At 60.9% G+C, this 12488-nt stretch carries 14 protein-coding genes and 3 tRNA genes; 13 read left to right on the forward strand and 4 right to left on the reverse strand.

Features of this window, described 5'->3' with window-relative positions:
* Positions 1–200: 200 nt before the first annotated feature.
* Both ABIE40_RS07125 and ABIE40_RS07130 read right to left on the reverse strand, forming a co-directional pair.
* On the reverse strand, positions 201–1187 hold the full coding sequence (locus ABIE40_RS07125; protein WP_199628753.1) for an aldo/keto reductase: 987 nt from the start codon (positions 1185–1187) through the stop codon (positions 201–203).
* 92 nt (positions 1188–1279) lie between these two features.
* Positions 1280–1786 (reverse strand): DUF3833 family protein, encoded by a 507-nt coding sequence (locus tag ABIE40_RS07130; RefSeq protein ID WP_199628752.1) that lies wholly within the window; start codon positions 1784–1786, stop codon positions 1280–1282.
* Between the two features lie 79 nt (positions 1787–1865).
* Between ABIE40_RS07130 and ABIE40_RS07135 the strand changes: the two genes are divergently transcribed.
* Positions 1866–2288, forward strand: a complete 423-nt coding sequence (locus ABIE40_RS07135) for a (R)-mandelonitrile lyase (protein ID WP_199628751.1) — start codon at positions 1866–1868, stop codon at positions 2286–2288.
* A 50-nt stretch (positions 2289–2338) separates the two neighbouring features.
* On the opposite strand, the gene ABIE40_RS07140 is transcribed toward ABIE40_RS07135, so the two are convergent.
* Entirely contained in the window at positions 2339–2944 is a 606-nt protein-coding gene (locus tag ABIE40_RS07140; RefSeq protein WP_199628750.1) for a class I SAM-dependent methyltransferase, read from the reverse strand.
* 145 nt (positions 2945–3089) lie between these two features.
* Between ABIE40_RS07140 and ABIE40_RS07145 the strand changes: the two genes are divergently transcribed.
* The 3 genes from ABIE40_RS07145 to ABIE40_RS07155 all read left to right on the forward strand — a co-directional run bounded on the left by ABIE40_RS07145 (position 3090) and on the right by ABIE40_RS07155 (position 5888).
* Positions 3090–3887, forward strand: a complete 798-nt coding sequence (locus ABIE40_RS07145) for an ABC transporter permease (RefSeq protein ID WP_199628749.1) — start codon at positions 3090–3092, stop codon at positions 3885–3887.
* Positions 3884–4543 (forward strand): ABC transporter ATP-binding protein, encoded by a 660-nt coding sequence (locus tag ABIE40_RS07150; protein WP_112720482.1) that lies wholly within the window; start codon positions 3884–3886, stop codon positions 4541–4543. The genes ABIE40_RS07145 and ABIE40_RS07150 overlap by 4 nt, the downstream gene beginning before the upstream one ends.
* 61 nt (positions 4544–4604) lie before the next feature.
* Positions 4605–5888, forward strand: coding sequence for a KpsE/RkpR family capsule polysaccharide export protein (locus ABIE40_RS07155; protein ID WP_502944801.1), 1284 nt, complete (start codon positions 4605–4607; stop codon positions 5886–5888).
* Positions 5889–6008: 120 nt separating this feature from the next.
* On the opposite strand, the gene ABIE40_RS07160 is transcribed toward ABIE40_RS07155, so the two are convergent.
* Positions 6009–6084, reverse strand: a tRNA-Val gene (locus ABIE40_RS07160).
* Between the two features lie 396 nt (positions 6085–6480).
* On the opposite strand from ABIE40_RS07160, the gene ABIE40_RS07165 reads away from it, so the two are divergent.
* The 9 genes from ABIE40_RS07165 to nuoF all read left to right on the forward strand — a co-directional run bounded on the left by ABIE40_RS07165 (position 6481) and on the right by nuoF (position 12487).
* Positions 6481–6557: transfer RNA gene (locus ABIE40_RS07165), tRNA-Asp, on the forward strand.
* Positions 6558–6606: 49 nt separating this feature from the next.
* A tRNA-Asp gene (locus ABIE40_RS07170) sits at positions 6607–6683 on the forward strand.
* A gap of 245 nt (positions 6684–6928) precedes the next feature.
* Positions 6929–7294 (forward strand): NADH-quinone oxidoreductase subunit A, encoded by a 366-nt coding sequence (locus tag ABIE40_RS07175; protein ID WP_112720492.1) that lies wholly within the window; start codon positions 6929–6931, stop codon positions 7292–7294.
* Positions 7285–7869 (forward strand): NuoB/complex I 20 kDa subunit family protein, encoded by a 585-nt coding sequence (locus ABIE40_RS07180; protein WP_112389670.1) that lies wholly within the window; start codon positions 7285–7287, stop codon positions 7867–7869. Before ABIE40_RS07175 ends, ABIE40_RS07180 begins: the two co-directional genes overlap by 10 nt.
* An 18-nt stretch (positions 7870–7887) precedes the next feature.
* Entirely contained in the window at positions 7888–8490 is a 603-nt protein-coding gene (locus ABIE40_RS07185) for an NADH-quinone oxidoreductase subunit C (protein ID WP_199628747.1), read from the forward strand.
* 69 nt (positions 8491–8559) lie between these two features.
* Positions 8560–9750: an NADH-quinone oxidoreductase subunit D gene (locus ABIE40_RS07190; protein ID WP_199628746.1), complete on the forward strand. Its 1191-nt coding sequence runs from the start codon at positions 8560–8562 to the stop codon at positions 9748–9750.
* Entirely contained in the window at positions 9750–10028 is a 279-nt protein-coding gene (locus tag ABIE40_RS07195) for a hypothetical protein (protein ID WP_199628745.1), read from the forward strand. Before ABIE40_RS07190 ends, ABIE40_RS07195 begins: the two co-directional genes overlap by 1 nt.
* A gap of 16 nt (positions 10029–10044) precedes the next feature.
* A complete protein-coding gene (locus ABIE40_RS07200) occupies positions 10045–11172 on the forward strand; it encodes an NADH-quinone oxidoreductase subunit E (protein ID WP_199628744.1) in 1128 nt (375 codons plus the stop codon).
* Between the two features lie 10 nt (positions 11173–11182).
* Positions 11183–12487, forward strand: coding sequence for an NADH-quinone oxidoreductase subunit NuoF (gene nuoF, locus ABIE40_RS07205; protein ID WP_199628743.1), 1305 nt, complete (start codon positions 11183–11185; stop codon positions 12485–12487).
* The last annotated feature ends 1 nt before the right edge of the window (position 12488 follow it).

Below are 12488 nucleotides of genomic sequence, written 5' to 3' on the forward strand. Positions count from 1 at the left end.
ACCTCCCTCATTCCTGTGCTTGTCACAGGAATCCAGCCTGCCCAAGTCCTTGGGCAGAAGAGACTCTTTCCCGCCGCGCAGACGCGCGGCGACTGGATTCCTGTGACAAGCACAGGAATGAGGGGAGAGGAGGAGAGGTCCTCGCAAATAGAAACGGCCGGGCAATACCCGGCCGTTCCTCACTAAACTCTCGCCAAATCCTACCAGCGATGATGCACATGCGGTGCGATCAGCCGCTCGTAGATCTCCCGCGTCGCCGCCATCACGTCCTGGGAAAGTGGTGCAAGGCTGGCGGCCGCGGCGTTGGCCTTCGCCTGCTCGGCATTGCGCGCGCCCGGGATGACCACGGTAACGGCCTCATGCATCAGGATCCAGCGCAGCGCGAAGGCGGCCATCGTGGCGCCCGCAGGCACCAGCTTGCGCACTTCCTCGACCGCCTGCAGGCCGACCTCGAAGGGAACGCCGGCAAAGGTTTCGCCGACATCGAAGGCTTCGCCGTTGCGGTTGAAGTTGCGGTGATCGTCGGCCGCGAATTTCGTGTCGCGGGTGATCTTGCCGGAGAGCAGGCCGCTGGCGAGCGGTACGCGGGCGATCACCGCGACGTTCTTGCGACGCGCTTCCTGGAAGAACAAGTGATCGGGGCGCTGGCGGAAGATGTTGTAGATGATCTGGATGCTCTCGACGCCCGGGAATTCGATCGCCTTCAGCGCTTCCTCGACCTTCTCGACGCTGACGCCATAGCCCTTGATCTTGCCGGCCTTCTGTAGCTCGTTCAGGCCTTCGAAGACCTCCGCGCGGTAAAGCACCTCCGTCGGCGGGCAGTGCAGCTGCACGAGGTCGAGGCTCTCGACCTCGAGATTCTTCAGGCTGCGGTCGATGAAGCCTTCGAGATTGGCCTTGGTGTAGCCGTCGGCGACATGCGGATTGAGACGGCGTCCGGCCTTGGTGGCGACCATCGGGCGCTTGCCGCCGCGGCTCTTCAGGACGTCGGCGACGATCTTTTCCGAGCGGCCGTCGCCATAGACGTCGGCGGTGTCGATGAAGGTCATGCCGGCATCGAGTGCTGCGTTGAGCGCGGCGCGGCCATCGGCCTCACTGACGTCACCCCAGGAGCCGCCGATCTGCCAGGCGCCGAAGCCGACATTGGTCACCGAAAACGGCATGCGGCCGAAACTATGCTCTTTCATGGAAAATCTCCCTCGTGATGAAACTGCATCGCACCTAGCAGCCGCCGCAAAGGGCGGCAAGCGCGCGACCGCAAGGGAGATAGGGCGGGGTCTCACTTCTTCGAGAAGACGACCCGCACGGTGGCGACCGGGAAGCCGAATTTGCTGACCCAAGCGGTATTCAGCAGGGTCCCATCAGGCTGGCGCCGGATCGTATCGTGGAAGCGCACGATATTCTGCTTGGGCTCGGGCGCGATATCGACGAGATAGCTGTAGCGCGCCACGTCGCCCTTGATCGTCACTTCCGCTGGGCCAACCACATCCTCGCGGGTGCCGCTGTAGCGGCCGGGCGCCGTCTTGATGAAGCGCCAGGTCTTCCGCTCGCGCTGCCCATCGGCATAGACGAAATCCTCACGAAGCGTCAGCTGCCTGCCGTTCCAGCGTCCAGTCAGCGCCACGCGAAACTTGCGGTCGACGCCGTTGATCGCCTTGAACTCCCCCTGAGCCACGCTGCGCCCGGCAAAGAAATCCTCGAGCGTGAAATCGCGCGCACTGGCCAGATGCGGCAGGGCGATGATGGCGAGAATCGCGGCGATGATGATGAGACCGGTGCGTCGCATGGTCTTCCTCCACTTCAAATCATCCTGTCACTGACCTACGTTTGCACGCACGCACCGGATCAATCGCAGGAGAATCACAATGGACATCAAGCAGGCCGGATCGCGGCCCTCGACTAGGCCATCCGCCGACTATTTCACCGGCACCGTCCGCCTCGACCCGATCGTCGAAGGTCCCGATCCGGCACGCGTCCGCGCCGCCACCGTCACCTTCGAACCCGGCGCCCGCACCGCCTGGCACACGCATCCCCTGGGTCAGACGCTGATCGTGACGTCAGGCAAGGGCCTCGTGCAGGTCTGGGGGCAGGACATCCGCGAGATCCGCCCCGGCGACGTCGTCTGGTTCGAGCCTGGCGAAAAGCACTGGCATGGTGCAGCGCCCGACACGGCAATGAGCCACATCGCCATCCAGGAAGCGCTGAACGGCTCCCCGGTCGACTGGATGGAGCATGTCAGTGACGATCAATATGCAGGAAAAAGCTGGAACGTTTCGCGTCAGGCGTAACCATCCGGCAGAGAAGGCGACCGGCATCCGTGCCGGCCGCCGCAGCGGCATCAGAGCCGCTTCAGGCAGTAGGAAAAATGCGCATGTGATTCGACCGTCAGGAACTCGAACTGCCAGCCGTAATCCTTGCAGAACTTGCTGACGGCCTCGACCACGCCATAGACGATCGGCTTCACCGTATTGCCGGTGCAGAAATCATGCCCGGCAATCCGCCCCGTCCGCTTCACCTTCCTGTCGCAGAGCAAGAGCTCCTGCCAAGTGAGCTCGAAGGAATGGTCGGTATCGATATAGGCCCAGTCGAGAAATCCGTCCTCGAACTCGTTGAGCTTCTCTAGAGACGTGCCCTGCATCAGCTTGACCTGTCCCGAAGCGATCTCCGCCTCGAACTTGGTCTGCACGTCATGCAGGCCGGAACTGTACCGGTCCATCCCCCAGGGATCGATAAGGAAGAGCTGCGAAGGGCGATTCTTCTCGATGATCTCGGCCGTATACTCGCCAAAGGCCACGCCGACCTCGACGCCCACGCCGCCGTTCGGAATGCGGTAGAGCAGCTCCCCTCTATCCGGCAGGAGCTTGGCATTCTCCATATGATGGGCCGAAAGCTGTGTCCGCGGCATCGCCGCGCGCTGCGCCTGCCGTTCTTCGCGTGTTTTCATCGTCGTCTGGTCTCGCTACCTGAGCGGCTAGCGGCCGCCCTTAAAGTTGTAGTATAAGCAGCTCAGGGTTCGCGCAATGGTGACCCGTCAGCCTCGCGCGCGGCATCGATGACGATGCCGCGGCGCCGGCAGGTGAATGGTAGGAATGCAGCAAGCGCAAGGCCATACCCCCGGATATTATCTCGGCTCACATTTGCGTGTCGTCGCCGCACTGCTGATTCGCGAAATGGCGACGCGTTTCGGCAGTAAGCCCGGCGGCTATGTCTGGGCCATTCTCGATCCGGCCGCCTATATCATCTTCCTGACCGTCATCTTTGGCGCCATTTCGCACAAACCGGCGCTCGGCACCAGTTTCCCGCTGTTCTTCGCCACCGGCTATATCTGTTTTCAGTTCTATACGGCTGTCGTCACCTATGTGAACGGCGCGGTCAAATCCAACAAGGCGCTGCTGAGCTACCCCAACGTCGCGCCTGTTGATCCGGTTTTCGCGCGGTTTCTGCTCCAGCTTGGAACCACGTCGGCCGTCGCCGTGCTGATTCTCGGCACGATCTCGCTGTTCCTGAAGACGCCGCTCGTGCTCGACTGGCTGGCGATTATCGAGGCGGCGGCGCTTGCCTGTCTAATCGGCCTTGGCGCGGCGTTGTTCAACAACGTGATCTTCCCGCGGCTGCCGATCTACGAGCAGATTTTCGGCATTCTCAATAGGCCGCTGTTCATGGTCTCCGGCGTCTTCTTTCTGCCGGAACTGATTCCGCCGCCCTATCGCGACATGCTGCTGATCAATCCTCTTTGCCACGCGCTGATGCGGTTCCGCTCCGGATTCTATTCCGAATATGACCCCGGTCTGCTGGATATGCGCTATCTCTATATCTTCACGGCCTGCTGGCTGTTCGTCGGCATGCTGACATTCACCGGCTACAAGCATTTTCTGAGAAAAGAATGATCAGACTGGAAGATGCCACCAAATACGCGCGGGCGAAGGGGATCAACAAGACGATTCTCGATCGGGTGAATCTCGTCATGCCGCGCGGCAAGAGCGTCGGACTGCTGGGACGCAACGGCGCCGGCAAGTCGACGCTGCTGCGCCTGATCGCCGGTACGATCCAGCTCGATGGCGGCCGTATTGTCAGGCGCGCCAAGGTCTCCTGGCCGCTCGGCTTTGCCGGAAGCTTCCAGGGCAGTATGACGGGCGAGCAGAATGTCCGTTTCGTCGCGCGCATCTATGGCGTCGATACAGAACAGCTTGTCGACTATGTCGCCGATTTTGCCGATCTCGGCCCGTTTTTCAGAGCGCCGACATCGACCTATTCCTCGGGCATGAAGGCCCGTCTGGCCTTCGGGCTATCGATGGGCGTCAATTTCGACTACTACTTGGTTGACGAGATTACCGCCGTCGGGGATGCGAATTTCAAGGCCAAGTGCAAGGCGGTCTTCGAGGATCGCCTCCAGGATTCCGATGTGGTCATGGTATCGCATTCGACATCGACCATTCGCGACTACTGCGACACAGGCATCGTGCTGGAAGACGGCAAACTGACTTATTACGAAGATGTCGAGCATGCGATCGAAGCGCATGACCGCAACATGAGAATGAAATGAGGGGCGAGGACAGGTGAGCGAAAATCCAGGACGTCCGGCTGCGGACAAGACACCTGCACGGATCGATGGCGCCGAGGGCCAACCGGTAAGGATCGATCCGCCTGTTGCCGCAAAGCCGAAGGCGCCCGCGAAGGCCCCCCCGAATCTGCATCTGCTGCTAGGCACGGATGACGGATTGGCACGCAAGGGCGTCAAGGGCAAGGCAAAGCCGGGTCTCATCAAACGTCTGCTCAAGCCCGTCAAATGGCGCCATGCGATCATTGCCGCCACCTTCGCGCTCTGCGTCGTCGTGCCGGCATCGACAGCCAGCTTCTACATGGCCTTCATCGCTGCCGACCAGTATCACAGCTCGGCCTCCTTCTCGGTGCGCAGCATCGAGGCGGCCTCGGCAGGCGACATTCTCGGTATCTTCTCGCAGGCTTCCGGATCGAGCACCGTCTCGGATGGCTTCATCCTGATCGACTACATCAGAAGCGAAGAGATGCTCGCCGACGTCTCGAAGAATTTCGATCTGGAAAAGATGTTCGCGCGGCGGGGAGGGGATTTCTTCTTCTCGCTGACGCCGGGCCTGCCGATCGAGGACAAGCTTGAATATTGGCGCAACATGGTTGCCGTGAGCTTCGATCACGCTTCCGGCATCATGACCCTCGACCTTCGGGCTTTCGATCCCAACGATGCCCAGAACCTTACCAATTTCATCATCGGCAGGAGCGAAGCGCTGATCAACACGCTATCCGACCGGGCTCGCGAAGAGATCATGCGCGGCGCCCAGCAGGAAGTGAAGTTCGCCGAGCACCGGCTGCTGAAGGCGCGCACCGAAGTGCGCCAGTACCGTGACGTCTCTCAGGAAGTCGATCCTGTCGAGGGCGCTAAGGTCGCCTCGCAGATCATCGGTGAACTCGAAGGCAAGCTTGCCAGCCTGAACACGACGCTGACCACGGCGCGGACCCAGATGGCGGAAGAATCACCGCGTATCAAAGTTTTGAAGGCGCAGATGAGCAGCATCCGCGAACAGATCGCGACCGAGAAGGAGCGGCTGGGCAGCGGCGCCGGCAACAACGTCGCATCGTCTGATGTCGCCGGACGTATCGAAAAATTCCAGAATCTCGCCACCGAAGAGGAATTCGCCGAGAAGGCCTACACAGCCGCCATGGCGAGCCTGGAGAAAGCGAGAATCGATGCGAATGGCAAGGAGCGCTATCTCGCGACCTTCATCCGTCCGACGCTGTCGGAGGAGGCGCAATACCCAAAGCGCTTTCTTGATTCGATTCTGGTCCTGCTTGGCTGCCTCTTCGCCTGGAGCGTCGGCGTGATGATCTATTACAACATCCGCGACCGCGCCTGAGCTCGTCAGGCAGCGGGAATCATCGAAAGCGCGGCAAATGCCGCGCTTTTTCGTTGTGCGCGTGGCCAAAGCCGCGAAATGCGCCTGAGGTGCAGATATCTGACAACATAAGGAAAAGAATGGTGGGCGATGAGAGACTCGAACTCCCGACATCCTCGGTGTAAACGAGGCGCTCTACCAACTGAGCTAATCGCCCTCGCGTCACGAAGCCTGTTCGGCCCGCCGCGTCGGTGGCCGTGATCTATGCGGATCGGGAAAAAACCGCAAGAGTGTTTGTGAAGATTTTTTGATTTTTTTGGAGGGCGGCAGCGGCAAGCCCGGATTTCCGCGGGTCGGTTGCCTGTGGAAAAAGGGGAGGGGAGGCGCGCTGCTCGGCGGTGGCGCTCTACCTCTCATGTGTGCGGGCGCGTGTGTGCCGGGGTGCCATTGGAGGCTGTCCCGGGGGTGGCCCAAAACAATTTCTGTGCTGTCATCGTTTTGTCTCCAAACCTGCTTGACACTCAAATGCGAACCCCTTAGTTAGCCGCTCATCGAAGCGGCCAGCCCGCCTCGGTGAAGGAAGCGAAAGCCTCCGGATTGCTTGAAATGAAGTGCGGGTGTAGCTCAGTCGGTTAGAGTGCCGGCCTGTCACGCCGGAGGTCGCGGGTTCGAGCCCCGTCACTCGCGCCATTTTCAAGAGGTGCCGAAAGGTGCTTGTCCGGTCTTTCCTTCGCAATGCGCGGGTGTAGCTCAGTCGGTTAGAGTGCCGGCCTGTCACGCCGGAGGTCGCGGGTTCGAGCCCCGTCACTCGCGCCATTTCTTCTCCAAGCCATGCAGATTTTGGTGGGCTGCCATGCAGCCTCTCGCAACTTACGCGGATTTGTCGCGACATCGTTGCAGCTGCTTGATAATGTCGCATCATCGCAGTTGGAATTGGTCTTCTAAAAGTCTTGCGCCGTGGCTCAGCCTGCGCTAACCACGGCTTGTTGCAACGCACGTTCGCTTGCCGGGCATTTGCCCATTGCGCCGCCCGGCGCAGCCGGCAAGCAGGGATGAACATGATGACTGAACTGCTCGGTAATTACATTCCGATCGCTATTTTCATTGGTATCGCTCTCGTTATCGGCCTGGCGCTTCTGATCGCGCCGTTTGCCGTTGCCTTCAAGGCGCCTGATTCGGAAAAGCTCTCCGCTTACGAATGCGGTTTCAACGCCTTCGACGATGCCCGTATGAAGTTCGATATCCGCTTCTATCTCGTGTCGATTCTCTTCATCATCTTCGACCTCGAAGTCGCCTTCCTCTTCCCCTGGGCCGTTTCCTTCGGTGCCATCGGCTGGTTCGGCTTCTGGTCCATGATGGTCTTCCTTGGTGTGCTGACCATCGGCTTTATCTATGAATGGAAGAAGGGAGCCCTGGAATGGGAGTGACCCCCGCCGGCAATCAGCCGCTCGTTTCGCAGGCTCCGAAGGGGATCATCGATCCCTCGACCGGCAAGCCGATCGGCGCCAACGACGCGTTCTTTGGTGAAATCAACAACGAGCTCGCCGACAAGGGCTTTTTGGTCACCTCGACCGACGAGCTGATCAACTGGGCCCGTACCGGCTCGCTGATGTGGATGACCTTCGGTCTCGCCTGCTGCGCCGTCGAAATGATGCAGCTGTCGATGCCGCGTTACGACGTCGAGCGCTTCGGCTTTGCGCCGCGCGCCTCGCCGCGCCAGTCCGACGTCATGATCGTCGCCGGCACGCTGACCAACAAGATGGCCCCCGCGCTCCGCAAGGTCTACGACCAGATGCCCGAGCCGCGCTACGTCATCTCGATGGGCTCCTGCGCCAATGGCGGCGGCTACTATCACTATTCATATTCGGTTGTTCGCGGCTGCGACCGCGTCGTGCCGATCGACATCTACGTGCCGGGCTGTCCCCCCACGGCGGAAGCGCTGCTTTACGGCGTGCTCCTGCTGCAGAAGAAGATCCGGCGCACCGGCACGATCGAGCGGTAAGGGTTAAGGACAAGACATATGAGCGAAGCCCTCACTGAGCTGTCGTCCTATATCTCGGAAGCGCGTGGCAACCTGATTGCCGCGTCGCAGATGAAGTTCGGCGAATTGACCCTGACGACGACGGGTGAAAACCTGATCGCGCTGCTGACGTTCCTGCGTGACGACGCCAAGTGCGGCTTCGTCAACATGATCGACATCTGCGGCGTCGACTGGCCGCAGCGCGAGCTGCGCTTCGATGTCGTCTATCATCTCCTGTCTCCGAAGCAGAACCTGCGCATCCGCATCAAGGTCGCGACCGACGAAGATACGCCGGTGCCGTCCGCCTGCGCCGTCTATCCGGGCGCCGACTGGTTCGAGCGCGAGACCTGGGACATGTACGGCGTCCTCTTCACCGGCCACCCGGATCTGCGCCGCATCCTCACCGACTACGGTTTCGAGGGGCACCCGCTGCGCAAGGACTTCCCGACGACCGGTTTCGTCGAAGTCCGCTACGACGACGCCGCCAAGCGCGTCGTCTACGAGCCGGTGGAACTGAAGCAGGAATTCCGCAACTTCGACTTCATGTCGCCCTGGGAAGGCACGGATTATGTGCTGCCTGGTGATGAGAAGGCGAAGCAGTAAAGCTTTATGGCGACTGGTGGGCTATTGCCCGCCATTCACTGATTATCTGAGAACGCGAGCCCGATCGCCATGACAGAACATAACGTCCGCAACTTCAACATCAATTTCGGACCGCAGCATCCGGCGGCGCACGGCGTTCTTCGTCTTGTCCTGGAGCTTGACGGCGAAATTGTGGAGCGTGTTGACCCGCATATCGGCCTGCTGCACCGCGGCACCGAGAAGCTCATCGAAACCAAGACCTATCTGCAGGCGGTCCCTTATTTCGACCGTCTCGATTACGTCGCACCGATGAACCAGGAGCATGCCTATGCCCTGGCCGTCGAAAAGCTGCTCGGCATCGACATCCCGATCCGCGGCCAGCTGATCCGCGTTCTCTATTCGGAAATCGGCCGTATCCTGTCGCATCTTCTGAACGTCACGACGCAGGCTATGGACGTCGGTGCGCTGACGCCGCCGCTCTGGGGCTTCGAAGAGCGCGAAAAGCTGATGGTGTTCTACGAGCGCGCCTGTGGCGCCCGTATGCATGCTGCCTATTTCCGTCCGGGTGGCGTCCACCAGGATCTGCCGGAAGAGCTGGTCCAGGATATCGGCAAGTGGTGCGACGAATTCCCATCCAAGCTCGACGATATCGACGACCTCTTGACCGGCAACCGCATCTTCAAGCAGCGTAACGTCGATATCGGCGTCGTCTCGCTGGAAGATTGCTGGGCCTGGGGCTTCTCGGGCGTCATGGTTCGCGGTTCGGGCGCTGCCTGGGACTTGCGCCGCTCGCAGCCTTACGAGTGCTACTCGGATCTCGAATTCGACATTCCGATCGGCAAGAATGGCGACTGCTACGACCGTTACCTGATCCGCATGATCGAGATGCGCGAATCCTGCAAGATCATGAAGCAGTGCGTCAACCGCCTGCTGTCGGATGCCAAGACAGGCCCGTTCTCTTCTGTTGACGGCAAGGTCGTTCCGCCGAAGCGTGGCCAGATGAAGCGCTCGATGGAAGCGCTGATCCACCACTTCAAGCTCTATACCGAAGGCTACCACGTTCCGGCCGGCGAAGTTTACGCCGCCGTCGAAGCGCCGAAGGGCGAATTCGGCGTCTACGTCGTGTCCGACGGCAGCAACAAGCCGTACCGCTGCAAGATCCGCGCCCCGGGCTATGCCCACCTTCAGGCGATGGATTTCATGTGCCGTGGTCACCAGCTGGCCGACGTCGCCGCCGTTCTCGGTTCGCTCGACATCGTCTTCGGTGAGGTTGATCGCTGATGAAGCTCACCGTGCTCTCGGCCGCTGCATTCCTCGTTGCCGCCTCGGCTTTCGCCCAGGACAACAACACGCAGGGATTTGGCCCTAAGCTCGGTTCTGATGAAGTAACGCCGCCAAGCGGTCGGGCCACGATGGGGGAGCTCTTGTCCAAGGGTTACCAGATCAAGGCCGCCGTACCGAATGGCAAGAAATTCGTAGTGTTTTTGCAGAAAGACCAGTCGGCCTACGCATGCGAGATGCAGTCATTGACAGCTTCGCAGTGTGGGACCCTAAACTGACAAGGCGTGAGGAAGAATGTCCGTTCGTCGACTAGCCGAAGATCAATTCCAGCCTGCCGCATTCGCCTTCAATGACGAAAACGCGGTCTGGGCGGATAAGACGATCCAGAAATATCCCGCAGGCCGTCAGCAGTCCGCGGTCATTCCGCTGCTGATGCGAGCGCAGGAGCAGGACGGTTGGGTCACGCGCGCCGCGATCGAAAAGGTCGCCGACATGCTGGATATGGCCTATATCCGCGTGCTCGAGGTCGCTACCTTCTACACCCAGTTCCAGCTCGGTCCGGTCGGCACGCGCGCCCACGTTCAGGTCTGCGGTACCACGCCCTGCATGCTGCGCGGTTCGGAAAAGCTGATGGGCGTCTGCCGCAGCAAGATCCACCAGCATCCGTTCGAGCGTAACGCCGAAGGCACGCTGTCCTGGGAAGAAGTCGAATGTCTCGGGGCTTGCGTCAACGCACCGATGATCATGATCGGCAAGGACACTTACGAGGATCTGACGCCTGAGCGTCTCGAAGAGATCATCGACACGTTCAACGCCGGCAACGGCGCCAGCATCACACCCGGCCCGCAGATCGACCGTCACTTCTCGTCGCCGGAAGGCGGCCCGACGTCGCTTCTGAGCGAAGAGCCGAAGGCGAAGGCCAAGACTTCCGCGAAGAAGGCTGAGGCGGACGCCGTCAGCGTTCCGCCGTCTGAGGCCGCTCGCCCGAAGAGCACGGATGCGGAAACCAATCCGACGCTGAAGACGCCGCAAACGGCGCCGAAGGCCGCTGCCAAGAACGCTGCTGCTGAAGCTGCTCCGGCCGTTGCCGAGAAGCCTGCCAAGGCTGCTGCCGCTCCCGCCGCTGCGAAGCCCTCGCTGGAGGACAAGAACCGTCCTGCAGGGATCGCAAAGCCGGCTGCACCCGACGATCTCAAGCTGATCTCCGGCGTCGGTCCGAAGATCGAAGGTATTTTGAACGAACTCGGCATCTTCACCTTCGCGCAAGTCGCGGCGTGGAAGAAGGCTGAACGCGAATGGGTCGATGGATACTTGAATTTCAAGGGCCGCATCGAACGCGACGACTGGGTCAAGCAGGCCAAGGCGCTCGCCAAGGGCGGTGAAGCGGAATATATCAAGGTCTTCGGCAAGAAGCCGCGGTAAGAGGTGAAGCATGTTACAAGATAAAGACCGCATCTTTACCAATATCTACGGCCTCAAGGACAAGTCCCTGAAGGGCGCGATGAGCCGCGGCCACTGGGATGGCACCAAGCAGATCCTCGAAAAGGGCCGTGACTGGATCATCAACGAGATGAAGGCTTCTGGCCTTCGCGGCCGCGGCGGGGCAGGCTTCCCGACCGGTCTCAAGTGGTCCTTCATGCCGAAGGAATCCGACGGCCGTCCGCACTACCTCGTCGTCAATGCCGACGAATCGGAACCGGGCACCTGCAAAGACCGCGACATCATGCGCCACGATCCGCATACGCTGATCGAAGGCTGCGTTATCGCGAGCTTCGCGATGGGTGCCAACGCTGCCTATATCTACGTCCGCGGCGAATATATCCGCGAGCGTGAAGCGCTGCAGGCGGCGATCGACGAGTGCTACGATTACGGCCTGCTCGGCAAGAGCAACAAGCTCGGCTACCCGATGGACATCTACGTCCACCACGGCGCCGGCGCCTACATCTGCGGCGAAGAAACCGCGCTGCTCGAAAGCCTTGAAGGCAAGAAGGGCCAGCCGCGCCTGAAGCCGCCGTTCCCGGCCAACATGGGTCTCTACGGCTGCCCGACGACCGTCAACAACGTCGAATCGATCGCTGTTGCGCCGACCATCCTGCGCCGCGGCGCCGGCTGGTTCTCGTCGATCGGCCGTCCGAACAATGTCGGCACCAAGCTGTTCATGCTGTCGGGTCACGTCAACAAGCCGTGCACCGTCGAAGAAGAGATGGGCATCACCTTCCGTGAGCTGGTCGACCGTCACGCCGGCGGTATCCGCGGCGGCTGGGACAACCTGCTCGCCGTCATTCCGGGCGGCGCATCGTGCCCGATCGTTCCGGCCAAGGACATCATCGATTGCCCGATGGACTTCGACGGCCTGCGCGCTGTCGGCTCGTCCTTCGGTACGGCCGCTGCGATCGTCATGGACAAGTCCACCGACGTCATCAAGGCGATCGCCCGTATCTCGGCCTTCTTCAAGCACGAGAGCTGCGGCCAGTGCACGCCGTGCCGCGAAGGCACCGGCTGGATGTGGCGCGTCATGGAGCGCATGGCCAAGGGCAACGCCCAGAAGCGCGAAATCGACATGCTGTTCCAGGTCACCAAGCAGATCGAGGGTCACACCATCTGTGCGCTCGGTGATGCTGCTGCATGGCCGGTCCAGGGTCTGATCCGCAATTTCCGTCCGGAAATCGAAGCGCGTATCGACCAGTACACCGCCAGCGCCATGGCTCATGGCGCGGTTCTGGAAGCTGCGGAGTAAG

It is taken from the genome of Rhizobium sp. OAE497 (genome assembly GCF_040546565.1).
In the GTDB taxonomy this organism is placed as follows: domain Bacteria; phylum Pseudomonadota; class Alphaproteobacteria; order Rhizobiales; family Rhizobiaceae; genus Rhizobium.